This window comes from Paraburkholderia lycopersici (assembly GCF_900096975.1).
Taxonomy (GTDB): Bacteria; Pseudomonadota; Gammaproteobacteria; order Burkholderiales; family Burkholderiaceae; genus Paraburkholderia; species Paraburkholderia lycopersici.
The window spans coordinates 101,466-124,532 of the sequence record NZ_FMYQ01000009.1; the positions used below are offsets into that span (position 1 = coordinate 101,466).

The 23,067-nt window shown below is 68.2% G+C and carries 22 protein-coding genes; 7 read left to right on the forward strand and 15 right to left on the reverse strand.

Annotated elements, in window-relative coordinates:
* Positions 1-39: 39 nt before the first annotated feature.
* From ureG to urtA, 12 genes are all read right to left on the reverse strand, one after another.
* The gene (gene ureG / locus BLU17_RS12165; RefSeq protein ID WP_091996979.1) at positions 40-699 is read right to left on the reverse strand and encodes an urease accessory protein UreG; all 660 of its coding nucleotides are present in this window, start codon (positions 697-699) and stop codon (positions 40-42) included.
* Positions 700-713: 14 nt separating this feature from the next.
* Complete coding sequence (locus tag BLU17_RS12170) at positions 714-1,394, reverse strand: urease accessory protein UreF (protein WP_091996980.1); 681 nt, start codon at positions 1,392-1,394, stop codon at positions 714-716.
* On the reverse strand, positions 1,381-1,992 hold the full coding sequence (ureE, locus tag BLU17_RS12175; protein WP_091996981.1) for an urease accessory protein UreE: 612 nt from the start codon (positions 1,990-1,992) through the stop codon (positions 1,381-1,383). The genes BLU17_RS12170 and ureE overlap by 14 nt, the downstream gene beginning before the upstream one ends.
* Before the next feature lie 9 nt (positions 1,993-2,001).
* Positions 2,002-3,708 carry an urease subunit alpha gene (gene ureC, locus BLU17_RS12180; protein ID WP_091996982.1) on the reverse strand — a complete coding sequence of 569 codons (1,707 nt, stop codon included), beginning with the start codon at positions 3,706-3,708 and terminating at the stop codon, positions 2,002-2,004.
* Between the two features lie 31 nt (positions 3,709-3,739).
* Entirely contained in the window at positions 3,740-4,045 is a 306-nt protein-coding gene (locus BLU17_RS12185) for an urease subunit beta (protein ID WP_028214300.1), read from the reverse strand.
* A gap of 11 nt (positions 4,046-4,056) precedes the next feature.
* Positions 4,057-4,359, reverse strand: a complete 303-nt coding sequence (ureA, locus tag BLU17_RS12190; RefSeq protein ID WP_091996983.1) for an urease subunit gamma — start codon at positions 4,357-4,359, stop codon at positions 4,057-4,059.
* Positions 4,360-4,600: 241 nt separating this feature from the next.
* Positions 4,601-5,506, reverse strand: coding sequence for an urease accessory protein UreD (locus tag BLU17_RS12195; protein ID WP_091996984.1), 906 nt, complete (start codon positions 5,504-5,506; stop codon positions 4,601-4,603).
* 46 nt (positions 5,507-5,552) lie between these two features.
* A complete protein-coding gene (urtE, locus tag BLU17_RS12200; protein WP_091996985.1) occupies positions 5,553-6,248 on the reverse strand; it encodes an urea ABC transporter ATP-binding subunit UrtE in 696 nt (231 codons plus the stop codon).
* 34 nt (positions 6,249-6,282) lie between these two features.
* Complete coding sequence (gene urtD, locus BLU17_RS12205) at positions 6,283-7,164, reverse strand: urea ABC transporter ATP-binding protein UrtD (RefSeq protein WP_091996986.1); 882 nt, start codon at positions 7,162-7,164, stop codon at positions 6,283-6,285.
* Entirely contained in the window at positions 7,161-8,336 is a 1,176-nt protein-coding gene (gene urtC / locus BLU17_RS12210) for an urea ABC transporter permease subunit UrtC (RefSeq protein ID WP_091996987.1), read from the reverse strand. The genes urtD and urtC overlap by 4 nt, the downstream gene beginning before the upstream one ends.
* Position 8,337: 1 nt before the next feature.
* A complete protein-coding gene (gene urtB / locus BLU17_RS12215) occupies positions 8,338-9,975 on the reverse strand; it encodes an urea ABC transporter permease subunit UrtB (protein ID WP_091996988.1) in 1,638 nt (545 codons plus the stop codon).
* 121 nt (positions 9,976-10,096) lie between these two features.
* Positions 10,097-11,401: an urea ABC transporter substrate-binding protein gene (urtA, locus tag BLU17_RS12220; protein ID WP_091996989.1), complete on the reverse strand. Its 1,305-nt coding sequence runs from the start codon at positions 11,399-11,401 to the stop codon at positions 10,097-10,099.
* Between the two features lie 436 nt (positions 11,402-11,837).
* Between urtA and aptA the strand changes: the two genes are divergently transcribed.
* Entirely contained in the window at positions 11,838-13,157 is a 1,320-nt protein-coding gene (gene aptA / locus BLU17_RS12225) for an omega-aminotransferase AptA (protein WP_245746824.1), read from the forward strand.
* A gap of 82 nt (positions 13,158-13,239) precedes the next feature.
* Here aptA and BLU17_RS12230 read toward each other — a convergent pair whose 3' ends face one another.
* Together BLU17_RS12230 and BLU17_RS12235 are read right to left on the reverse strand one after the other, a co-directional pair.
* Positions 13,240-13,563 (reverse strand): rhodanese-like domain-containing protein, encoded by a 324-nt coding sequence (locus BLU17_RS12230; protein WP_091996991.1) that lies wholly within the window; start codon positions 13,561-13,563, stop codon positions 13,240-13,242.
* A 90-nt stretch (positions 13,564-13,653) separates the two neighbouring features.
* Complete coding sequence (locus tag BLU17_RS12235) at positions 13,654-14,307, reverse strand: protein-L-isoaspartate O-methyltransferase family protein (protein WP_091996992.1); 654 nt, start codon at positions 14,305-14,307, stop codon at positions 13,654-13,656.
* Between the two features lie 412 nt (positions 14,308-14,719).
* Between BLU17_RS12235 and BLU17_RS12240 the strand changes: the two genes are divergently transcribed.
* The 6 genes from BLU17_RS12240 to BLU17_RS12265 all read left to right on the forward strand — a co-directional run bounded on the left by BLU17_RS12240 (position 14,720) and on the right by BLU17_RS12265 (position 21,797).
* Complete coding sequence (locus tag BLU17_RS12240) at positions 14,720-15,781, forward strand: LacI family DNA-binding transcriptional regulator (RefSeq protein WP_091996993.1); 1,062 nt, start codon at positions 14,720-14,722, stop codon at positions 15,779-15,781.
* Between the two features lie 159 nt (positions 15,782-15,940).
* Complete coding sequence (locus tag BLU17_RS12245; RefSeq protein ID WP_091996994.1) at positions 15,941-17,428, forward strand: sugar ABC transporter ATP-binding protein; 1,488 nt, start codon at positions 15,941-15,943, stop codon at positions 17,426-17,428.
* Complete coding sequence (locus BLU17_RS12250) at positions 17,409-18,431, forward strand: ABC transporter permease (protein WP_091996995.1); 1,023 nt, start codon at positions 17,409-17,411, stop codon at positions 18,429-18,431. The genes BLU17_RS12245 and BLU17_RS12250 overlap by 20 nt, the downstream gene beginning before the upstream one ends.
* Positions 18,432-18,527: 96 nt before the next feature.
* A complete protein-coding gene (locus BLU17_RS12255) occupies positions 18,528-19,496 on the forward strand; it encodes a substrate-binding domain-containing protein (protein WP_091996996.1) in 969 nt (322 codons plus the stop codon).
* A 77-nt stretch (positions 19,497-19,573) separates the two neighbouring features.
* Positions 19,574-20,623 (forward strand): sugar phosphate isomerase/epimerase family protein, encoded by a 1,050-nt coding sequence (locus BLU17_RS12260; RefSeq protein WP_091996997.1) that lies wholly within the window; start codon positions 19,574-19,576, stop codon positions 20,621-20,623.
* Between the two features lie 25 nt (positions 20,624-20,648).
* Positions 20,649-21,797 (forward strand): Gfo/Idh/MocA family protein, encoded by a 1,149-nt coding sequence (locus BLU17_RS12265; protein WP_245746825.1) that lies wholly within the window; start codon positions 20,649-20,651, stop codon positions 21,795-21,797.
* Between the two features lie 55 nt (positions 21,798-21,852).
* On the opposite strand, the gene BLU17_RS12270 is transcribed toward BLU17_RS12265, so the two are convergent.
* A complete protein-coding gene (locus BLU17_RS12270; RefSeq protein ID WP_091996999.1) occupies positions 21,853-23,061 on the reverse strand; it encodes an ABC transporter substrate-binding protein in 1,209 nt (402 codons plus the stop codon).
* Between the last annotated feature and the right edge of the window lie 6 nt (positions 23,062-23,067).

Sequence of the window (23,067 nt, forward strand, 5' to 3'; positions counted from 1 at the left end):
CAGGTCGGCTTCGGCGGGGGGGCGTCCGGTCGCAGACGGTCACCGCGCAGACGCCGCGGGTTCGACGAGCAAGCCCCGCTTTTCAATGAACGCGACCACCTGATCGAGGCCGCCGAGCGCCTTCAGGTTGCACATCACGAAGGGCCGCTCGCCGCGCATCTTCTTCGCGTCGCTCGCCATCACGTCGAGGTTCGCGCCCACGAGCGGCGCGAGATCGGTCTTGTTGATGACGAGCAGGTCCGACTTCGTGATGCCGGGTCCGCCCTTGCGCGGAATCTTTTCGCCGCCCGCCACGTCGATCACGTAGATCGTGAGGTCCGATAGTTCGGGGCTGAAGGTGGCCGCGAGATTGTCGCCGCCCGATTCGATGAAGACGATGTCCGCGTCGGGAAAGCGCGCGAGCATCTGGTCGACGGCTTCGAGATTGATCGAGGCGTCTTCGCGGATCGCCGTGTGCGGGCAGCCGCCCGTTTCCACGCCCATGATGCGCTCCGCGGGCAGGGCGCCCGCGACGGTCAGGAGGCGCTGGTCTTCCTTCGTGTAGATGTCGTTGGTGATGGCGACGAGGTCGTAGCGCTCGCGCATCGCCTTGCAGAGCATTTCGAGCAGCGTGGTCTTGCCGGAGCCGACCGGGCCGCCCACGCCGACGCGCAGCGGCGGCAGTTTCTTCGTTCGTTTGCTGGATGCGTGCGAATTCATGGTTCGTGTGGGTTTCAGGAGCGAAAGAGCCGCGAGTACTGCGATTCGTGCCGCGCGGAGAGAATGCCGAGTTGCGGCGCAAAAGTGTTGAGCGAATCGGGCGGCGTGGCGAGCGCGCGCGCCACGGCGGCTTCGATGGCGGGCCGCAACGCGACGATGATGCGCTGGCCCGCGAGCTGGCCGAGCGGCACGGCCTTGAGCGCGGCGGCCGTCTGGTTCTCGATCCAGCTGAAGGCGTAGGCGGCGAGCGCGGCGTCGGGCGCGGCGTCGTGGGCCCAGGCGGCGAACGCGAAGGCCGTGGGTTGCGCGATGGGCGTCATGCGTTCGAGCGTGGCGCGCCGTGGCGCATCGCCCCATTCGAGCTGCGCGCAGAGCTGGCGCAGCGACCAGCCCATCTGCGCGGTCTCGCGCCGCAGTTCCGCCGACTCGCGGCTCGCGACGAATTCCCCGTTCGCTTCGATCAGCGCGCGAACGTCGTGCGCGCGCCAGCGTTCGAGCTGGTGTGCGACGAAAGGCAGCTCGCCGTTCGCCAGCACGTTCGCGAGGCCGCCCGCGATCCAGTGCGCGGTGTCGTCGGCGTTCGTGACGAACTGCGCGTCGATCGCCGCTTCCAGCCCTTGCGAGTAGCTGAACGCGCCGATCGGCAGCGCCGGCGACGCGAGATGCAGCAGCGCCGTGAGTTCAGCGATGTTCATGGCTGTGGTCGTGCGCGTGGCCGTCGCAATGGCCGTGGTCGTGACCGCAGTCGTGGCCGTGCGCGTGATCGTGCGGATGCGCGTGGCCGTGATGCTCGTCGTACACGCGCTGCGCGAGCGCGTAATCGTCGGCGAAGGTCGCGTCGTGGCCGTGACGATGGCCGCCGCCGTATGCGCCGGCTTCGGGCTGAAACGGCAACTGCACGCGCTCGACCTGTGCGCCAAGACGCTTGAGCATGTCTTCGAGTACGGGGTCCGCTTCGAGCTTGAGCGTGTCCACGCCCACTTCCACGGGCGTGTGGCGATTGCCGAGATGATAGGCGGCGCGCGTGAGCGTCAAGCGGTCTGGCGCGCGCACGAGCAGCACGCTTTCGGCCGCCGCGATCACGCGCACGAGGCCGCCGTCGTCGGCGACGAGCATGTCGCCGTCGTGCAGCACCGTGCCGCGCGGCAGCACCACGCCCACCTCCTCGCCGCTGTCGAGCGTGGCCGCGAAGCGGCTCTTGCAGCGCGCGTCGTAGGGCAGCGTGAGCGTCGGCGCGCGCTTCACGAGCACCGGCGCGAGCGTGGCGTTGAGTCGTTTGTCGATCGTGCGCATGTCGAAGCTTTAGAACAGGAAGTAACGCTGGGCCATCGGCAGCACCGTGGCGGGCTCGCAGGTGAGCAACTGGCCGTCGGCGACGACCTGGTAGGTCTCGGGATCGACGCTGATGGAAGGCTGCCACGCGTTGTGGATCATGTCGCGCTTCGTCACGCTGCGGCAGTTGCGTACCGCGACCACGCGCTTTTGCAGGCCGTATCGCTCCGCGACCCCTTTGTCGAGCGCGAGCTGCGAGACGAAGGTGAGCGAGGTCGCGGCAAGCGCGCGCCCGCGCGTGGCGAACATCTCGCGATAGTGCACGGGCTGCGGCGTGGGAATCGAGGCGTTCGGGTCGCCCATCTGCGCGAGCGCGATCATGCCGCCCTTGAGGATGAGCGACGGCTTGATGCCGAAGAACGCCGGCTCCCAGAACACGAGATCGGCCCATTTTCCCGGCTCGACCGATCCCACTTCGTGCGCGATGCCGTGCGTGAGCGCCGGATTGATCGTGTACTTCGCCACGTAGCGCTTCACGCGGAAGTTGTCGTGGCGCGCGCTGTCTTCGGGCAGCGCGCCGCGCTGCACCTTCATCTTGTGCGCCGTTTGCCACGTGCGGATGATGACTTCGCCCACGCGGCCCATCGCCTGGGAATCCGAAGAGAGCATCGAGAGCGCGCCGAGGTCGTGCAGGATGTCTTCGGCGGCGATGGTTTCGCGGCGGATGCGCGACTCGGCGAACGCAATGTCCTCGGCGATCGACGGGTCGAGGTGATGACACACCATCAGCATGTCGAGATGCTCGTCGAGCGTGTTGATCGTATAAGGCCGCGTGGGATTGGTCGAGGAGGGCAGCACGTTGGCTTCGCCGCACACCTTGATGATGTCGGGCGCGTGGCCGCCGCCCGCGCCTTCGGTGTGGTACGTGTGGATCGTGCGGCCCTTGAACGCGGCCACCGTCGCTTCCACGAAGCCCGATTCGTTGAGCGTGTCGGTGTGGATGGCCACCTGCGTGTCGGTTGCGTCCGCGACGCTCAGGCAGTTGTCGATCGCGGCGGGCGTCGAGCCCCAGTCCTCGTGCAGCTTCAGGCCGATCGCGCCGGCGGCGATCTGCTCTTGTGCGGGCGCGGGCAGGCTCACATTGCCTTTGCCGAGAAAGCCCAGGTTGATCGGCCAGCCGTCGGCGGCCTGCAGCATGCGCTCCATGTGCCATGGGCCCGGCGTGCAGGTGGTCGCGTTGGTGCCGGTGGCGGGGCCCGTGCCGCCGCCCAGCATGGTCGTGACGCCCGAGGCGAGCGCCTCGTCGATCTGCTGCGGGCTGATGAAGTGGATGTGCGTGTCGATGCCGCCGGCCGTCACGATCTGGCCTTCGCCCGCGATCACTTCCGTCGATGCGCCGATGGGGATCGTCACGCCCGGCTGCACGTCGGGGTTGCCCGCCTTGCCGATCTTCCAGACGCGGCCGTCCTTGATGCCGATGTCGGCCTTCACGATGCCCCAGTGATCGACGATCACCGCGTTCGTGACGACGGTATCGGCGACTTCGGCGTGCAGGCGCTGCGATTGGCCCATGCCGTCGCGGATGACCTTGCCGCCGCCGAACTTCACCTCGTCGCCGTAGACCGTGTAGTCGCGCTCGATCTCGATGACGAGTCCGGTGTCGGCGAGGCGCACGCGGTCGCCGGTCGTGGGGCCGAACATCTCCGCATAGGCGCGGCGGCCGATCTTCAATGTCATGTCGGATTCCTGATGAATTCGGGGGCTGCGCTCAGAGCGGGCCCATCACCTTGCCGTTGAAGCCATAGACGGCGCGCTCGCCTGCCAGCGCGACCAGCTCGACGGTGCGCTCCTGGCCGGGCTCGAAGCGCACGGCCGTGCCCGCCGCGATGTTCAGACGAAAGCCGCGCGCGGCTTCTCGGTCGAACGAGAGCGCCGCGTTGACTTCGTAGAAGTGGAAATGCGAGCCGATCTGCACGGGGCGGTCGCCCGTGTTCGCCACCGTCACGGTCACGGTTTCGCGGCCTGCGTTGAGTTCGATTTCGCCGTCGTCGATCAGCATTTCGCCGGGGATCATACGCGGACCTCTCACGGAATCGGATGATGGACGGTGACGAGCTTGGTGCCGTCCGGGAAGGTCGCCTCGACCTGAATGTCGGGGATCATGTCGGGCACGCCTTCCATCACGTCGTCGCGCGTGAGCAGCGTGGTGCCGTAATGCATGACCTCGGCGACGGTCTTGCCGTCGCGGGCCGCTTCCATCAGCGCCGCGCTGATGAAGGCGACCGCCTCCGGGTAGTTGAGCTTGAGGCCGCGCGCGCGGCGCCTTTCGGCGAGCAGCGCGGCGGTGAAGATCAGGAGCTTGTCTTTCTCGCGTGGCGTGAGCTTCATCGTTCCGGGTCGGTTGTGGGCAAGTCTGCCGACCCAGCTTATGCGAGCGAGGTTACGCGCAGCTTGCGGCTTCGCGCGCGGGGCGCGCGAATCGGTGCAAGCTCTCAGCAAGGTGTGTGCCAATGATGGGGACAGCGTGCGCGCACCAGTTGGGTGGGGCGTTTGCACTGCGGTGGGGTTTCTGCGCCGCAATGGTGTGCACGGACGCGCATTCGCGCACCTGACTGGTGCGAATGGCGCGTCAGGTCGTCCACAAGCGCAGCGGCGCGGCCGCCACGCCGTGCACGAACGGACGCAATGCCGTCCAGCACTGCGCGAGCGTGTGTTGCAGCGGTTCCATCGAGCGCCCGACCACGCGCACGAGCAGGACGCCGGGCGCGACGCAGCTCGCGCCCGAGCGCAGCGTGTCGTCGAAGGGGAGGGTGGCCGCGAGATCCGAGGCGAGCGCGTCGGTGCAGGCGGGGCCGACCGCCCACAGCACGCCGAAGGCCGGGTAGCCCGCGAGCCCTTGCGGTGCGTCGCGCAGCGGGTCGGCGGCGTCGATCAGCGCGCGCTCGAACCAGAGCAATTCGTCGTCGTCATCGTCGCCGCGCGCGGCGCGAGTCACGCGCGTGAGCGCGCGCACCATGCCCGAGGACCACCGCTCGCCCGCGGCCTGGCGGCCCAGCTGCGTTGCGTCCCAGCCGATGGCCGTCGCGCCCGCGCCTAACGCGAGCGCGAATTCGAGCTCGGCATGCGCGTGATCGAACACGAGGTTGTTCTGCGGCAGCCAGTCGAGTTTCGCGCCCGCGCCCAATCGCACCTTGATGCGCTGGCGAGCCACGCGGCCGTTGGACTTGTACCACTTGGTCGCGCCGGGCGTGGTGAGCACGGCGTGCGCGCCGTCGCCCACGTTGACGTCGATGTCGAGCCGGTCGCCGCCCGCGATGCCCGCGGGCGGATGCACGATCACTGCGTGACAGATCGCGTCGCCTTCCGGGTAGAGCGCCCGTTGCACGCGCAACGGCCCGAGGTGCCGGCGATGCGCGAGTGTCGTGCGCTCGCCATGCCGCTCGAAGCCGAGTTCGAGCTTCGCCGCCCATTCCTGATGCGCGGTGCTGCGAAACGTGGTGCTGGCGAGTGCGGCGTGATCTTCGTGAAGCGACATGCGGGGCGTGGGGGAAGGGCCTGGAATGGCGTCGAGAATAGCACGCTCAAACCGCGATCAGCTCCCGCACCCCGTCCGCGTCCATGCTCGCGCCCGCGCCGCCCGCCACGATCTCGCCGCGGCTCATCACCCAGTAGCGGTCGGCGATGGCTTTCGCGAAGTCGTAATACTGCTCCACGAGCAGCACCGTCATCTGCATGTCTTCCACGAGCCGCCGAAGCGTGCGGCCGATGTCCTGGATGATCGAGGGTTGAATGCCTTCGGTGGGCTCGTCGAGGATCAGCAGTTGCGGATCGCTCATCAATGCGCGGCCGATGGCGAGCTGCTGCTGCTGACCGCCCGAAAGGTCGCCGCCGCGCCGCGTCTTCATGTCCTTGAGCACCGGAAAAAGCTCGTAGATGTGGGCGGGCACGCCCGAGGGCATGCGTTTTTTGCTTGCCGCCCCCACCAGCAGATTCTCTTCGACGCTCAGGCGCGGAAAGATGTCGCGTCCTTGCGGCACGTAGGCGAGGCCATGCGCCACGCGCGCATGGGTGGGCAGTTTCGTGAGCGCTTCGCCGCGCCACGCGATCGAGCCGTTCCTCGTCGGCACGACGCCCATGAGGCAGCGCAGCAGCGTGGTCTTGCCCACGCCGTTGCGGCCGAGCAGCACGGTGAGTTCGCCTTCGGGCACCGTCAGCGAGACGTTGCGCAGGATGTGGCTGCCGCCGTAGAACTGGTTCAGCGATTCGATGGTTAGCATGGCTAATGTCTTGCCGCGGTCGGGTCAGAAGGGCCTAGCGGCCCAGATACGATTCGATCACCGTTTCGTCGCGCTTCACGTCTTCGAGCGTGCCGTGCGCGAGCACGCTGCCTTCGGCCATCACCGTCACGCGGCCGGTTTCGCCCGCGAGCGCCGCGACGAACTCCATGTCGTGCTCGACCACCATCATCGAGCAACTGCCGCGCAGCCGGTTGAGCAGCGTCGCGAGCTCCATCGTTTCGTCGTCGGTCATGCCGGCGGCGGGCTCGTCGAGCAGCAGCAGTTGCGGCTTCTGCATGAGCAACATGCCGATTTCGAGCCGCTGCTTCTGGCCGTGCGAGAGCTCGCCCGCGAGGCGCCGTGCGTCGCTCTCCAGCCGGATCACTTCGAGCGTTTCCTCGATCTTCGCCTGCGCCGCGCGCCCGAGGCGCGCACGCAATGTCGCGAACCAGCTCTTGTCGGCCTTCATCGCGAGTTCGAGGTTTTCCCACACGGGATGCTGCTCGAACACCGTGGGCTTCTGGAACTTGCGGCCAATGCCCGCGCGCGCGATGGCGGGCTCGTTCATGCGCGTGAGGTCGAGCGTCTGACCGAGAAAAACCTTGCCCGAATCGGGCGCGGTCTTGCCGGTGATGACGTCCATCATCGTGGTCTTGCCCGCGCCGTTCGGGCCGATCACGCAGCGCAGCTCGCCGACGTCGATGGTGAGCGTGAGCTTGTTGAGCGCGCGAAAGCCGTCGAAGCTCACGCTCACGTCTTCCAGATAGAGGATCGTGCCGTGCGAGGTGTCGATCGCGCCGGGCTCGACCACGTGCCCGAGATCGGCTACGCCAGAAAGCGCGAGCGCGTCGAGCTTGAGGGCGTCGTCGAAGGGATTGTGGTTGAGCGGATCGTTGAGCAGGATATGTCCGTTCATGGGCGCTGGCTCCGCGTGGCGAGGCGGCTGCGGACGAGATCGGCGAGACCCATGATGCCGTTGGGCAGCAACAGCGGCACGAGCACGAACATCAAGCCGAGAAAGAACAGCCAGTACTCGGCGAAATACGCGGTGAAGAAGCTCTTCGCGCCGTTCACGGCGAATGCGCCGATGATCGGCCCGATGAGCGTGCCGCGCCCGCCCACGGCCACCCAGATCGCCATTTCGATCGAGTTGCCCGGCGACATCTCGCCCGGGTTGATGATGCCCACCTGCGGCACGTAGAGCGCGCCCGCAATGCCGCACAGGACGGCCGAAACGGTCCACACGAAGAGCTTGTAGCCGAGCGGGCTGTAGCCGAGGAACATGAGGCGCGTTTCGCCGTCGCGCACGGCCGTGACCACGCGGCCGAGCTTCGAGGTGACGATGGCGCGCGCGCCGAGAAACGCGAGCACGAGCACGGCGAACGTCAGCAGGAACAGTACGGTGCGCGTGCCCGGATGCGTGATCGGCATGCCCGCTATGCGCTTGAAGTCGGTGAAGCCGTTGTTGCCGCCGAAGCCTGTTTCGTTGCGGTAAAAGAGCAGCATCGCGGCGAACGTCATGGCCTGCGTGATGATCGAGAGATACACGCCCTTCACGCGCGAGCGGAATGTGAAGAAGCCGAAGATCCATGCGACCGCGGCGGGCACGAGCACGACGAGCAGCAACGCGTACCCGAGATGTTCGGTGCCCTGCCAGTACCACGGCAGCGTATGCCAGTCGAGAAACACCATGAAGTCGGGCAACTCGCTGCCGTACTTGCCGTCGTGGCCGATCTCGCGCATGAGGTACATGCCGATGGCGTAGCCGCCCAGCGCGAAGAAAAGGCCGTGGCCGAGGCTCAGGATTCCGCAGTAGCCCCACACGAGATCGAGCGCGAGCGCGGCGATCGCGTAGCACATCAGCTTGCCGCCAAGCGTCATCGCATAGGCGGAAAGATGCAGCGCGCTCGCCTGCGGCAGCACCAGCGCGCACAGCGGCACGCCGATGCCGGTCACGAGAACCAGCACGAGCAGCGCGAGCCACGCCCGCGGCGAAAGCAGGGCGGGCCGCGCGGGCAGGCCGAGCGCGAATGTTTCGGTGCGCTCGACATAGGGACGATGCGGCGAAGTGGAAGTGACGCTCGTCATGTCATGCCTCCGCGCTGCGGCCCTTGAGGGCGAAAAGGCCCTGCGGGCGCTTCTGGATGAAGAGCACGATCAGCACGAGCACGGCGATTTTCGCGAGCACGGCGCCCCAGAACGGCTCGATGGCCTTGGAGACGAGCCCGAGCCCGAAGCCGCCGATCACGGTGCCCGCGATCTGCCCCACGCCGCCCAGCACCACGGCCATGAACGAATCGATGATGTAGCTCTGGCCGAGATCGGGGCCCACGTTGCCGATCTGCGAGAGCGCGCAGCCGCCGAGTCCCGCCACGCCCGCGCCGAATGCGAACGCCCAGGCATCGACGCGCGCGGTGCGCACGCCCACGCACGCGGCCATGCGCCGGTTCTGCGTGACGGCGCGCACGAACAGGCCAAGGCGCGTTTTCGCGAGCACCCCCCACGCGACGGCGACGACGATCAGCGAGAACGCGAGGATCGCAAGGCGGTTGTACGGCAGGATGAGGTTTTGCATGACGGTGACGCCGCCGCTCATCCAGGAAGGGTTTTCGACCTGCACGTTCTGCGCGCCGAAGATCATGCGCGTGGCCTGAATCAGAATGAGGCTGATGCCGAACGTGGTGAGCAACGTCTCCAGCGGACGGCCGTAGAGATGGCGGATCACGAGCCGCTCGATCACCGCGCCGACCAGCGCGGCGGCAGCGAAGGAAGCGGGAATCGCAAAGAGCGGATACCAGTCGAACGCGCCGGGCGCATAGCGCTGCACGAGCGTCTGCACCACATACGTGGCGTACGCGCCGATCATCAGGAACTCGCCGTGCGCCATGTTGATGACGCCGATCAGGCCATAGGTGATGGCGAGCCCGAGCGCCGCGAGCAGCAGCACGCTGCCGAGCGAGAGGCCCGCGAACAGCGTGCCCGCGATCTCGCTGCGGCGCTGGATCGCGTCGAGCGCGTCGAGGCCGTGTTGCGCGGCGGCGCGCACGCCGGCGTCGGGCTCGTTGTACGCCCCGCTCGCGTTCTTCGCGACGAGCGGGCGCAGCAGCTCGTACATGTCGAGGTCGTCGCGCGCCGCGACGAGCTTCGCCGCTTCGAGGCGCGTTGCCGGATTCGGGTCGTGCAGCGCCGTCATGGCCCAGAGCGTGTCGAGGCGGCGCTTGAGCGCGGCGTCGGTTTCCTTCGCGCGCGCGGCGTCGATCATCGGCTTCATGGCCGGGTCCGGGTTCTTCAGCAGCCCGGCGATCGCGGCGCGCCGCGTTTGCACGTCGGGCGAGGCGAGCTGCAGGCCGGATACCGCGCCCGCCACCTTCGAACGCAGCAGGTTGTTCAGCGTGACGGGCTGCGCGCTCGATGCGACGTTCGTGGCGACCGGTTTGCCCGTGGCCGCGTCGTGCGCGCCTTGTCCGTCGCCGCCGTCCTGCACGAGCACCTCGCCTGAATCGGTCGCGGTGACGTTGTCTTCGGCGAGCGCCTTGAGCAGCGCGAGCGAGGCGGTGTCGTGCGTGGCGATGAGCTTGTCGACGGCGGCCGATTTCGCGTCGAAGTCGTCGCCGCCGAGCGGCGCGATGTCGGCGGCGTCGAGCGCGTGCGCGGACGTGCATAGCGCCGCGGACAGCGCCGCCGTGGCGAGCGCGTGGCGCGCGTACCTCGGGAGTGAGAGAGCCATGATGATTGCTTGTCGGTGAGGGCCGTCACGAAGCGTTGTCGCCGCGCCGCGGTCCCGGGGGCAGGTCACGCGGGCACGCGCGCCTGCGCGCCAGGTGCGGCGCGCGCGGCGTGCCACGTCGTCAGGCCACGCGCGAGCGGCGCACGAACGCAGGCAGGGTGCTCGAACTGACCACGTCCGGCTTGCCTTCGTTGCCGGCGATGAACGGGCTCCACGGTTGCGCGCGGATCGCCGTCTTCGTTTTCCACACCACGTTGAACTGGCCGTCGCCGCGAATCTCGCCGATCATCACCGGCTTGTGCAGGTGGTGGTTGCCGTCCATCGTGAGCGTGAAGCCCGAGGGCGCGGCGAAGGTCTGGCCGATCATCGCCACGCGCACCTTGTCGACGTCGGTGCTCTTCGCCTTTTCGACGGCCTGCTTCCACATGTGGATGCCGACGAAGGTCGCTTCCATCGGGTCGTTGGTCACGCGCTTGCCGCCGCCGGGCAGGTTCTGCGTTTTCACCCATTCGGCGAACTCGTCCTTGAACTTCGTGTTCGTCGGGCCTTTCACCGACATGAAGTAGTTCCACGCCGCGAGGTGGCCCACGAGCGGTTTCGTGTCGATGCCGCGCAGCTCTTCCTCGCCGACGGAGAACGCGACCACGGGCACGTCGGTGGCCTTGATGCCCTGGTTGCCGAGCTCCTTGTAGAACGGCACGTTCGAGTCGCCGTTGATGGTCGAGACCACGGTGGTCTTGCCGCCCTGCGAAAACGTCTTGATGTTCGCGACGATGGTCTGATAGTCGCTATGCCCGAACGGCGTGTAGACCTCCTGAATATCGCTGTCCTTCACGCCCTTCGAGTGCAGGAAGGCGCGCAGGATCTTGTTGGTCGTGCGCGGATACACGTAGTCGGTGCCGAGCAGGAAGAAGCGCTTCGCGCTGCCGCCTTCGGCGCTCATCAGGTACTCGACGGCGGGAATGGCCTGCTGGTTGGGCGCGGCGCCCGTGTAGAACACGTTGCGCGACATCTCTTCCCCTTCGTATTGCACGGGGTAGTAGAGCAGGCCGTTCAGCTCCTCGAACACGGGCAGCACCGACTTGCGCGACACCGATGTCCAGCAGCCGAACACGCAGGCCACCTTGTCCTGGGTGAGAAGCTGGCGCGCCTTTTCGGCGAAGAGCGGCCAGTTCGAGGCCGGATCGACCACCACGGGCTGGATCTGCCGGCCCATCACGCCGCCGTTCCTGTTGATGTCGGAGATCGTCATGAGCGCGGTGTCTTTCAGCGAGGTCTCCGAAATCGCCATCGTGCCCGAGAGCGAATGCAGGACGCCGACCTTGATCGGCCCGCTGCCGGTGTCCGCGTGCGCGAACGGCACGCGCCCCGCAACGGCGAGCGCGCCCGACATCGTCCCGAGTTTCAACAGACTGCGACGTTTCATTTATTTGCCCCTTGTCGGTGAAATGAGTCGTGGGCCGTGGCGCGTGGTCGTTTGTCGTCTTGCGCGCCGCCCGGTGTGTGGCCAGTCTTGCGCAAACGCTTCTGCAAACGCTGTGCCAGCGCGGGATCGAACCGCGAGGCCTGCCCCACAAGGGACGCGGTGATGCGCGGCGCATGCGCCGCCGCGCAGGAGCCGGGCGATTGTGGTGCAATGAGATGCATGTTCGGGCGCACTGCATCGTCTCAGTGCGCGCGTGCGCGACGGAAAACGGCAGGTGCGCGGGGCCACGCTGCATCGTTGTGCATGACCGGCGCGCTCTTTAAACTGGGCTTCGCCCGGCGTGCCCGCGTCGTCGTCGCCGGTTGCCGTTGCTGTTTGTCCTTTGTCCGCGTGCTGTTTTCAGCCGACCTCGTTACCGTCCAACAAGGAGATGCAGATGAATGCCAGCCTGCCCGACCTGTCCGCGTTCTGGATGCCCTTCACCGCGAACCGCCAGTTCAAGAACGCGCCCCGCCTGCTCGTGAGCGCAAAGGGGATGTACTACACGTCGCATGACGGCCGGCGGATTCTCGACGGCACGGCCGGGCTCTGGTGCGTGAACGCGGGCCATTGCCGCGACGAGATCGTCGCGGCCGTGAAGGCGCAGGCCGAGGAAATGGACTTCGCGCCGACCTTCCAGATGGGCCATCCGAAAGCCTTCGAGGCCGCCGGGAAGATCGCGCGCCACACGCCGGGCGACCTCAAGCACATCTTTTTCACGAACTCGGGCTCCGAGGCCGTCGATACGGCGCTCAAGATCGCGCTCGCCTACCATCGCGCGCGCGGCGAAGGGCAGCGCACGCGCTTCATCGGGCGCGAGCGCGGCTATCACGGCGTGGGCTTCGGCGGCATTTCCGTGGGCGGGATCGCGCCCAATCGCAAGGTGTATTCGGGGCAACTGCTGCCGTCGGTCGATCATCTGCCGCATACGCTCAATATTCGCGAGGCGGCCTTCTCGAAGGGGCAGCCCGCTTGGGGCGCGCATCTCGCAGACGAGCTCGAGCGGCTGTGCGCGCTGCACGACGCCTCGACCATCGCCGCCGTGATCGTCGAGCCCGTGGCCGGCTCGACCGGCGTGCTGATCCCGCCGCAGGGCTACCTTCAGCGGTTGCGCGAAATCTGCGACAAGCACGGCATCCTGCTGATCTTCGACGAGGTCATCACGGGCTGGGGCCGGCTGGGCACGCCGTTCGCGGCCAACTACTTCGGCGTGACGCCGGACCTGCTGACCATGGCCAAGGGCACCAACAACGCCGCCGCGCCGATGGGGGCCGTGGCCGCGAGCGGGCGCATCCACGACGCCATCGTAAACGGCGTGCCGGGCGGCATCGAGCTGTTCCACGGCTATACGTATTCGGGACACCCGATCGCCGCGGCGGCGGCTTGCGCCACGATCGACCTGTACGAGCGCGAGGGCCTGTTTGCCCGCGCCGCGCAAATGGCGAGCGTGTTCGAGCGCGAGATTCACAAGCTCAGGGGCGAGCCGCACGTGATCGACGTGCGCAATCTCGGACTCGTCGGCGGCGTGGAACTGGAGCCGCGCGAGGGCGCGCCGGGCGCGCGCGCCTACGAGGTATTCGTGCGCTGCTACGAGAAGGGCGTGCTCACGCGCTATACGGGCGACATCCTGGCGTTCTCGCCGCCGCTCGTCGTCGAGGAGGCGCAGATCGAGGAAATTTTCTCGACCGTCGCGCTGGTGCTGCGCGAAGTGGGCTGAAAGACGCCGCCCGGAAGCAATAAAGGGCGCGGCCCCGGCCGCGCCCTTTGTGGGTTTCAGGCTTTCGCCTCGCGTGCTGCGCTCAGTACGTCGGCACCTTGGGATCGACCTGACGCGACCAGGCGTCGATGCCGCCCTGCAGGTTGAACACCTTCGAGTAGCCGCGCGATTCGAGGAACATCGCGACCTGGGCGCTGCGCGCGCCATGGTGGCAAATGCAGACGATCTGCGCCTCGTCGTCGAGCTCCTCGCTGCGCGCGGGAATCTCGCGCAGCGGGATCGACGTGCTGCCGGCGATCTTCGCCGTTTCGATTTCCCAGGGCTCGCGCACGTCGAGCAGCACGGGGCTCTCGCGCGACGTGTCGGCGAGCCATTCGGCGAGGGCGGGGGCGGTCAGATTCTGCATGGGACACTCGATCAGGTAAAAAAGCCGGGCCGTCCACGAAGGCGCCCGGCGGTACGACGGGTTGGCCGCGAGCCGGCCCGGACCCGCGCGTCAGAACTTGAAGCGCGGCGGATGCACGGCATTCCGCAGCACTTCGACATACGTCTCGAACACGCCCGCAATGCGGTACTGCTTTTCGTCGATGCGCGTGATGATCTGCGCTTCCATGACGGGCGCGCCGCCCACGAAAGCGGCGAGACGCCCGCCCACCTTGAGCTGCTCGAGCATTTCCTGCGGCACGACCGGCAGCCCGCCCGAGACGCAGATCACGTCGTATGGCGCGTTCGCGGCCCAGCCGCGCGCGCCGTCGCCGAGCGCGACTTCGGCGTTCAGCACGCCGTTCCTGACGAAGTTCGCGCGCGCGAATTCGGCGAGTTCCGCGTCGATCTCCACGGTGAGCACCTTCTGCGCGCGGTGCGCGAGCAGGGCCGCCATGTAGCCGGAGCCCGCGCCGATTTCCAGCACGCTTTCGTGCTTCTTCACCGCGAGTTCCTGCAGCACGCGCGCCTCGACGCGCGGCGCCAACATGTGCTGGCCGTTCGGCAGCGGCAGTTCGAGGTCGGCGAACGCGAGGTCGACATAGGCCTCGGGGACGAAATGCTCACGCTTGACGATCGAGAGCAGGTTCAGCACGTCCTGGTCGAGCACTTCCCAGGGGCGAATCTGCTGTTCGATCATGTTGAAACGCGCTTGTTCGATGTTCATGGTGACTCGGCGGTGTGGTCGGGATCAGTTCGGGTCCGGTCCGGAATCGGTTCTGTGCGGGTCCGGCGCGCGGTTCCAGGGTCATGGGGCTCGACCGTATGCCGGAAAACCTGCCCGGCGCTCGCGAAACCCCCGAGACCCCATCGAGCCCGGCAAAAAAGGGCACCGGGCAATCGCAGAATTGTAGCAAACCGGCTTCTGGCCTGGCTTCGCCGCTGGCAGACCGTCTGGGCCGGGCTGCCGGCGCGTCGGCGGATCGGTATTTGTCCTGGCTTCGCGCGGCTTGCGGTTTTGGGACTTTCGCACCAAAAATGTAATCGATTACATCCGGGCCACGCCGCGCCCGTCAACGTGGCCACCAGCACGCCGGACCACGCACCGACCCCACCCACCCAAGGGCCCGATCGCCGCCATGTCCGTTCATTCGTCCCGCTCGCTACGGCTGCAACAGGATGCCGCCGATCCCGCCGCCGCGCGCGGCGGCTCGATCGCGGCTGTCGCGCAGCGCGCGGGCGTCTCGGTCGCGACGGTCTCGCGCGTGCTCAACGGCCACGCGAACGTGCGCGCCGCGACGCGCGAGCGCGTGCTCGCCGAGATCGAGGCGAGCGGTTACCGCGTGAACGAACTCGCGCGCAACCTGCGCACCGCCGAGAGCCGCCTGCTGCTGACCATGGTGCCGGACTTCGGCAACCCGTTTTATGCGGAGATCGTGCGCGGCATCGACGGCGTCGCGCGCCAGCACGGCTTCTTTCTGCTGCTTTGCGACACGGGCGCCGACGCCGGCCGCGAGCGCAGCTATTTCGACCTGCTGCGCCGCCATCGCGCCGACGGCGCGATCTGCCTCGATCCGGCGACCGTGCAACATGCGCTCGTCGCCGAATCGACGGCATTGCCGTGGGTGGCCTGCTGCGAGTTCGATCCGGACGTGGGCGTGCCCTACGTCGGCATCGACAACTACCGCGCCGCGCACGACGCGGTGCGGCATCTCATCGCACGGGGGCGGCGCCGTGTCGCGCTCATCAACTCGGACGAGCACTACCTCTACGCGCGCCAGCGCCGTGACGGCTGGCGCGACGCGCTGCGCGAGGCGGGCATCGAGGCGCGCGGCGCGTGGCGCGTGAACGTGAACTGCCTCGATTACGATGCGGGCGCGCAGGCCGCCGCCGCGCTGATGCAGTTGCCGGCGGGCGAGGCGCCCGACGCGATTTTTGCGGTATCGGACACGCTCGCGGTGGGCGTCGTCAACGGCTTGCGCGGCGCGGGGCGGCGCGTGCCGGGCGACGTTGCCGTGGTCGGGTTCGACGACATTGCGCTCGCGGCGCGCATCGACCCGCCGCTCACGACGATCGCGCAACCCATGCGCGAGCTTGGCGAGACCGCCGCGCGCCTGCTGCTGCGGCGCTTCGCCGACCCGTGCGCGAGCGTGCCGGGCGTGTTGCTGCCGCATCGGCTGGTGGTGCGCGAGAGCGGATGAGGCGCACGAAACGTGCGAAAGGCACGAGACGTACGAGACGTACGAAACGCAGGCAACGCAAACGGGAACCTGTCGCCGTGGAAACTGGCGAGCGAAGGCGGGCGGCGAAATCCGCCTGCCGGAATCCGCCGAAATGGCCAACCGGAGGAGCGTGCGCGCATGAGCGTCGCCGTGAAGTTCAACGACATCCGCAAGGACTTCGGTCCCGTGCGCGTGCTGCACGGCGTGAGCTTCGCGCTCGCGCCGGGGCGCATTCATGGGCTGCTGGGCGAAAACGGCGCGGGCAAATCCACGCTTATGAAGATCCTCGCGGGCTACGAGGACGCGAGCGCGGGCGAGATGCTGGTCGACGGCGTGGCGCGCCGCTTCGAAGGCTCGCGCGAGGCCGAAGCCGCGGGCATCGTGCTGATCCACCAGGAGTTCAACCTGGCCGAGCATCTGACGATCGCGCAGAACATCTTTCTCGGCCACGAAAAGCGCAAAGGCTGGCTCGTCGACGACGCCGCGATGCGCCGCGAAGCGCGCGAGCTGCTCGCGCAGGTGGGCCTCGCGCGCGATCCGGACACGAAGGTGCGCGATCTGATCGTCGCGGAGAAGCAGCTCGTCGAGATCGCCAAGGCGCTCTCGCGGCGCGCGCGCCTGCTCATCATGGACGAGCCCACGGCCACGCTCACGCCCGCGGAAACCGCGCGCCTGTTCGCGCTGATGACGAAGCTGCGCGCGGCCGGGACGACGCTCGTCTACATCTCGCACAAGCTCGACGAAGTCGAGCAGATCACCGACGACGTGATCGTGATGCGCGACGGCCGCTTCGTGGCCGCGAGCGCGACGGCGGGGCTCGCGCGCCAGCAGATGGCGAACCTGATGGTGGGCCGCGACGTTTCCGACATGTTCCCGGAAAAAAGCGAAGTGCCCGGCGATGCGCCCGTCGCGCTGCGCGTGAGGCATCTGGCCGTGCCTGGCTGGGTCGAGGACCTGGGCTTCGAGGTGCGCGCGGGCGAGATTCTCGGCTTCGCGGGGCTCGTGGGCGCGGGCCGCAGCGAAGCTTTCGAGGCGATTCTGGGCCTGCGCCACAAGCGCGCGGGCGAAATCGAAATCGACGGGCGCGCCGTGACGCTGCGCCACCCGCGCGACGCCATGCGCCACGGTCTCACGTACCTGAGCGAAGACCGCAAGGGCCGTGGCCTGCACATGAATCTCACCTTGCAGGACAACCTCACGCTCATGACGCTCGAGCGTTATGGCCGCCCGCTGCTCGACCTCAAGGCGGGGCGCCGCGCGCTCGAAAAAGCGGTGCGCGAATTCGGCATCCGCACGGGCGACCCCGGCTGCCGCGCGCGCATGCTCTCGGGCGGCAACCAGCAGAAGCTCGCGCTCGCCAAGTTCCTGCAGCCCGACCCGCGCGTGATCGTGCTCGACGAGCCCACGCGCGGCGTGGACGTGGGCGCGAAGCGTGACATCTATTTCCTGATCCACCGGCTCGCGGCTTCGGGGCGCGCCGTGGTCGTGATCTCGTCCGAACTCGTCGAGCTGATCGGGCTCGCGCATCGCGTCGCCGTGATGCGCGCGGGCCGTCTCGTCGCCACGCTCGGGCGCGACCATCTGAACGAAGAGGAACTGATCGCTCATGCAACCGGCACCCACTGACGCGGCCTCCGAAGGGCGCGGCGCGCGCGCGGCCGCGGCCCGCCTCGTGCACCGGCTCGCGGGCGTCGGGCCGCTTGTCGGCCTGATCGCGCTGTGCGTGCTCGGCACGCTGCTCAACCGCGACTTCGCGACCGCCGGCAACCTGCTCAACGTGCTCACGCGCACGTCGTTCATCGGCATCATTTCCGTGGGCATGACGTTCGTAATCATCTCGGGCGGCATCGACCTTTCGGTGGGCTCGATGGCCGCGCTGATCGCCGGCGTGATGATCTGGACGATGAACACGCTGGCCGCGAGCGGGCACGCGCTCGCGCCGCTGGCCATCGTCGCGATCGGGATGGCGGTCGCGCTCGTGCTGGGCGCCGTGTTCGGCCTCGCGCACGGCCTGCTCATCACGCGCGGGCGCATCGAGCCTTTCATCGTGACGCTCGGCACGCTCGGCATCTTCCGTTCGGTGCTCACCTGGCTTGCCGACGGCGGCGCGCTCACGCTGCAGAACAGCCTCGTCGATCTCTACGGGCCGGTGTATTACGCGAGCCTCTTCGGCATTCCGGTGCCCGTGTGGGTATTCGCGTTCACCGCGGCGGGCGGCGCGCTCATCCTCGATCGCACGGCGTTCGGCCGGCACGTGCAGGCGATCGGCTCGAACGAGCAGGTCGCGCGCTATGCGGCGATACGCGTCGATCGCGTGAAATGCGCGACGTATGTGCTGCTCGGCGTATGCGTGGGCGTGGCCACCGTGCTCTATGTGCCGCGCCTCGGCTCCGCCACGCCGACGACGGGCTTGCTGTGGGAACTCGAGGCGATCGCCGCCGTGGTGGTGGGCGGCACCGCGCTCAAGGGCGGCGAAGGGCGCGTGGCGGGGACGGTCGTCGGCGCGGTGCTGCTCTCGGTCATCGCGAATATCCTCAATCTCACGAGCATCATCAGCGTGTATCTGAACGCGGCGGTGCAAGGCGTGGCGATCATCGCCGTGGCGTTCCTGCAGCGCGGCAGACGTTAAGGATGGCGAAGCAGTTCTGGCAAGGCAGCCGGTGGTCGAAGGAGACAGCGAAAACTCAACGCGAGACGGGCGCGGGCCCGCATAGGAGACGGCATCATGAAGAAGACGATTCGGGCGATGTGGGCGGGCGCGCTGGCGCTCGGCGCGGCGGCGACGTTCGGCGCGGGCGCGGCGCACGCCGACGACAAGGTGACGCTGGGCGTGGCGATTCCCACGGCCGACCACGGCTTCACGGGCGGCATCGTCTGGTGGGCGAACGAGGCGAAGAAGGACCTCGAAAAGGCGCATCCGGACTTGAAGGTCATCGTCAAGACGGCGGCGAACGCGCCCGATCAGGCGAACCAGCTCCAGGATCTCGTGACCGTCAACAAGATCAACGCGCTCGTGATCTTCCCGTATGAATCGGCCTCGCTCACGCAGCCGGTCGCGCAGGTGAAGAAGCAGGGCGTGTACGTGACGGTGGTCGATCGCGGCCTCACGGACAAGAGCGCGCAGGACGCGTACGTGGCCGGCGACAACACGGCGTTCGGCAGGATTCCCGCCGAATATCTCGCGAAACAGCTGAACGGCAAGGGCGACATCGTCGCGCTGCGCGGCATTCCGACCACGCTCGACAACGAGCGCTGGACCGCGTTCACGTCGGTGCTCAAGGACTATCCCGGCATCAGGATCCTCGACGCGAAATACGCGAACTGGAACCGCGACGACGCGTTCCGCACGATGCAGGACTACCTCACGCGCTTCAAGCACATCGACGCGGTCTGGGCCGCCGACGACGACATGGCCGTGGGCGTGCTCAAGGCGATCGATCAGGCGAAGCGCAACGACATCAAGATCGTGTTCGGCGGCGCGGGATCGAAGGAGATGGTCAAGCGCGTGATGGACGGCGATCCGCTCATCAAGGCCGACGTGTCGTATTCGCCGAAGTTCATCTACGACGCGATCAGGCTCACGGCCGAGGCGCGCCTGCAGGGCAAGACGCTGCCGCCCACGACGATCATTCCCTCGGTGCTCATCACGAAGGAGAACGCGAAGCAGTTCTACTTCCCCGATTCGCCGTTCTGAGCGGGCGTTGCGTCAATCGTCGCCGGCGCGCGCCTCGTGAGCAGGCGCGCGCCGGCGTGAAAAAGGGAGTCAAGCCGATGAAGACGATCAAAGGCCCGGCGATATTCCTCGCGCAGTTTCTCGGCGACGACGCGCCGTTCGACAGCTTCGCGCACATGGCCGGATGGGCGGCCCAGCTCGGCTACAAGGGCATCCAGGTGCCCGCGGACGCGCGGCTCGTCGATCTCGCGCAGGCGGCGTCGAGCGTGGCGTACTGCGACGACCTTCGCCAGCAGGCCGACGACGCGGGCGTCGCGATCACCGAGCTTTCCACGCATCTGCAAGGGCAACTGGTGGCCGTGCATCCCGCCTACGACACGCTCTTCGACGGCTTCGCGCCGCCGCAGGTGCGCGGCAGCCGCGAGGCGCGCACGGCATGGGCCGCCGAGCAGATGATGCTGGCCGCGCGCGCCTCGAAGAACCTGGGGCTCGCCGCGCACGTGACGTTTTCGGGGGCGCTGGCCTGGCCGTATTTCTACCCGTGGCCGCAGCGTCCGGCGGGTCTCGTCGAGACGGCCTTCGAAGAACTCGCGCGCCGCTGGCGGCCGATCCTCGACGCGTTCGATGCAGCCGGCGTCGATGTCTGCTACGAGCTGCATCCGGGCGAGGACCTGCACGACGGCGTGACGTTCGAGCGCTTCCTCGCGGCCGTGGACGATCATCCGCGCGCGAACATCCTCTACGACCCGAGCCACTTCGTGCTGCAGCAGCTCGACTACCTCGCGTTCATCGACATCTATCGCGCCCGTATCCGCGCCTTCCACGTCAAGGACGCCGAATTCCGGCCGACGGGCAGGCAAGGCGTGTACGGCGGCTACAGCGGCTGGGCCGGGCGCGCCGGACGCTTTCGCTCGCCCGGCGACGGGCAGATCGACTTCGGCGCGATCTTTTCGAAGCTCGCGCAGTACGACTACCCGGGCTGGGCGGTGCTCGAGTGGGAATGCGCGCTCAAGCACCCGCACGACGGCGCACGCGAGGGCGCCGAATTCATCCGGCGGCACATCATCCGCGTGGCCGGGCATGCGTTCGACGACTTCGCGGGCAGCGGCGTCGACGCGGCGCGGCTCAAAGGCGTGCTCGGGTTGTGAACGCGGTTTTCGAAGGAGCGATGCGATGACTCGAAGGCTCAGGCTCGGCATGGTCGGCGGCGGCGAGGGGGCGTTCATCGGCGCGGTGCATCGCATCGCGGCACGGCTCGACGACGGTTTCGAGCTGGTGGCGGGCGCGCTTTCGTCGGACGCGGCGCGCGCGCAGGCGAGCGCCGCGGCGCTCGGCCTTGCGCGCGGTTACGCGGACTGGCGCGAGATGGCGCAGGTGGAAGGCGCGCGCGAAGACGGCATCGAGGCGGTCGCCATCGTCACGCCGAATCACCTGCACGCGCCGGTAGCGCACGCGTTCATGGACGCCGGCATTCACGTGATCTGCGACAAGCCGCTCGCGGTGTCGCTCGCCGAGGGCGAGGCGCTCGCGCGGCACGCACGCGAGGCGGATCTCGTGTTCGCGCTGACCCATACCTACTCGGGCTATCCGCTCGTGCGCCATGCGCGCGAGCTGGTCGAGGCGGGCGAGATCGGCGACGTGCGCATCGTGCAGGTCGAGTATGCGCAGGACTGGCTCGCCCACGCCGTCGAGCGCGGCGGGGCGAACCGTCAGGCCGCCTGGCGCACGGACCCGGCGCTCGCGGGCCCGGCGGGGTGCCTCGGCGACATCGGCACGCACGCTTATCAACTGGCGGCGTTCGTGAGCGCTCTCGTGCCGCAGTCGCTTGCGGCGGAAGTGCACACGTTCGTGCCCGGCCGCCGCGTGGACGACCACGTGCAGGCCATGCTGCGCTACGCGAACGGCGCGCGCGGCATGCTGTGGGCGAGCCAGGTGGCGAGCGGCGCGGAGAACGCGTTGCGGCTGCGCGTGTACGGCACGAAGGCGGCGCTCGCGTTCGATCAGGAGGAGCCGAACGTGCTGTGGTTCACGCCGCAGGGCGGCGAGGCGCAGCGCCTGACGCGCGGCCGCGTGGCGGGGCGCGCCGCGCAGCACGCCACGCGTGTGCCGCCGGGGCATCCGGAGGGCTATCTCGAAGCCTTCGCGCAGCTTTATCGCGACGCCGCCGCGCAGATCCACGCGCGCGAGGCCGGCGAGCCGGCGCCGCCCGCGAGCCGGTTGCTGACGAGCGTGGACGACGGCGTCGAGGGATTGCGCTTCATCGAGGCCGTGCTGGCGAGCAGCGCGGCGGGAGGCGCGTGGCGGAGCATCGTGCGGCCGTGAGCCGGTTTTTTCGGCCAGTCTGTTGACGGACTTGTCAGACCGGCCGCTATCCGGCCTATTGCCCCAGATACACGAACTTCCCGCCGCGTACCGTGCCCATCACGCTCGCGCGCTGGTCGAGGCCCACGTGGTCGGCCGGGCTCGTGTTCACCATGCCGTTGGGCACGACCACTTCGTGCGCGTGCTCGAGTTCGCTGCGCAGCGCCACGCGGAACGCCTCCGTGCCCGGCTGCGCGGTCTTGAGCGCGCGTGTCACCGCGTCCTGCAAGCGCGGGTACACGCCCGCCGCGTCGCCCGCGAACTGGGTGACGGTGCCGGGGCCGTATTTGGCCTCGTAGGCATCGACGAACGCCAGCGCCGCCTTTTGCGCCGGCTGGTCGGCGGGCAGCGTGCGCGCCACCACCACGGGCTGGGTCGGGAACAGCGTGCCTTCCACGTCCTTGCCGCCGAGCTTGATGAACTCCGGCGTGGCGATGCCGTGCGTCTGGTAGATCGGCCCCTTGTAGCCGCGCTCGATCAGCGTGCGCTGCGGCAGCACGGTCGGCGTGCCCGCGCCGGCGATCAGCATGGCGTCGGGCTTCGCCGCCATCAGCTTGAGAACCTGGCCCGTCACGCTCGCGTCGGTGCGGTTATAGCGCTCGGTCGCGACGATCTGGAGGTTGCGCGCCTTCGCATACCTCGTGAACTCGTTGAGCCAGCTATCGCCGTAGCTGTCCGCGAAGCCGATGAAGCCCACCGTCTTCACGCCGTGCGCGGCCATGTAGCGCGTCATCACGTCGGCCATCGCGGCGTCGGTCTGCGCCATCTTGAAGGCCCAGACGCGCGCGCCTTGCTGCGGCTCGACCACCGAGCCCGAGCCGACGAGCGTAATCATCGGCGTTTTGCTTTCCGCTACGGGGTCGAGCGCCGCGAGCGCCGCCGGCGTGATGTTCGGCCCGACGATGACGTCCACGTGGTCTTCGTTGATGAGCTTGTGGATGTTGCGCACGGCGGCGCCCGGGTCGGAGCCGTCGTCGAGCACGATGTAGTCGGCCTTCTGGCCCGCGATCGTATCGGGCCACATCAGCATGGCGTTCTTGCTCGTGATGCCGATGGCGGCGGCAGGCCCCGTGCTCGACAGGTCGATGCCGACCTTGATGTCGGCGTGCGCCGCCGTTGCGAGGGTGGCGGCGGCAAGCGCGAGCACGGCGGCGAGCGGGCGCAGCAGGTGCAAATGCGGCAGATGCGGCAGATGCGGCAGATGGGTAGGGCGGCGCGGCTTCATCCGTTG

Coding starts and splice junctions, on each gene's coding strand:
- BLU17_RS12195 (WP_091996984.1), bottom strand. CDS start 5,506: ATGTCGCTTCACGAAGATCACGCCGCACTCGCCAGCACCACGTTTCGC.
- BLU17_RS12170 (WP_091996980.1), bottom strand. CDS start 1,394: ATGAACATCGCTGAACTCACGGCGCTGCTGCATCTCGCGTCGCCGGCG.
- urtB (WP_091996988.1), bottom strand. CDS start 9,975: ATGGCTCTCTCACTCCCGAGGTACGCGCGCCACGCGCTCGCCACGGCG.
- ureG (WP_091996979.1), bottom strand. CDS start 699: ATGAATTCGCACGCATCCAGCAAACGAACGAAGAAACTGCCGCCGCTG.
- ureA (WP_091996983.1), bottom strand. CDS start 4,359: ATGAAGCTCACGCCACGCGAGAAAGACAAGCTCCTGATCTTCACCGCC.
- urtC (WP_091996987.1), bottom strand. CDS start 8,336: ATGACGAGCGTCACTTCCACTTCGCCGCATCGTCCCTATGTCGAGCGC.
- aptA (WP_245746824.1), top strand. CDS start 11,838: ATGAATGCCAGCCTGCCCGACCTGTCCGCGTTCTGGATGCCCTTCACC.
- BLU17_RS12240 (WP_091996993.1), top strand. CDS start 14,720: ATGTCCGTTCATTCGTCCCGCTCGCTACGGCTGCAACAGGATGCCGCC.
- BLU17_RS12250 (WP_091996995.1), top strand. CDS start 17,409: ATGCAACCGGCACCCACTGACGCGGCCTCCGAAGGGCGCGGCGCGCGC.
- BLU17_RS12245 (WP_091996994.1), top strand. CDS start 15,941: ATGAGCGTCGCCGTGAAGTTCAACGACATCCGCAAGGACTTCGGTCCC.
- BLU17_RS12185 (WP_028214300.1), bottom strand. CDS start 4,045: ATGATCCCCGGCGAAATGCTGATCGACGACGGCGAAATCGAACTCAAC.
- BLU17_RS12265 (WP_245746825.1), top strand. CDS start 20,649: ATGACTCGAAGGCTCAGGCTCGGCATGGTCGGCGGCGGCGAGGGGGCG.
- BLU17_RS12255 (WP_091996996.1), top strand. CDS start 18,528: ATGAAGAAGACGATTCGGGCGATGTGGGCGGGCGCGCTGGCGCTCGGC.
- BLU17_RS12270 (WP_091996999.1), bottom strand. CDS start 23,061: ATGAAGCCGCGCCGCCCTACCCATCTGCCGCATCTGCCGCATCTGCCG.
- urtE (WP_091996985.1), bottom strand. CDS start 6,248: ATGCTAACCATCGAATCGCTGAACCAGTTCTACGGCGGCAGCCACATC.
- urtD (WP_091996986.1), bottom strand. CDS start 7,164: ATGAACGGACATATCCTGCTCAACGATCCGCTCAACCACAATCCCTTC.
- BLU17_RS12235 (WP_091996992.1), bottom strand. CDS start 14,307: ATGAACATCGAACAAGCGCGTTTCAACATGATCGAACAGCAGATTCGC.
- urtA (WP_091996989.1), bottom strand. CDS start 11,401: ATGAAACGTCGCAGTCTGTTGAAACTCGGGACGATGTCGGGCGCGCTC.
- ureE (WP_091996981.1), bottom strand. CDS start 1,992: ATGCGCACGATCGACAAACGACTCAACGCCACGCTCGCGCCGGTGCTC.
- ureC (WP_091996982.1), bottom strand. CDS start 3,708: ATGACATTGAAGATCGGCCGCCGCGCCTATGCGGAGATGTTCGGCCCC.
- BLU17_RS12230 (WP_091996991.1), bottom strand. CDS start 13,563: ATGCAGAATCTGACCGCCCCCGCCCTCGCCGAATGGCTCGCCGACACG.
- BLU17_RS12260 (WP_091996997.1), top strand. CDS start 19,574: ATGAAGACGATCAAAGGCCCGGCGATATTCCTCGCGCAGTTTCTCGGC.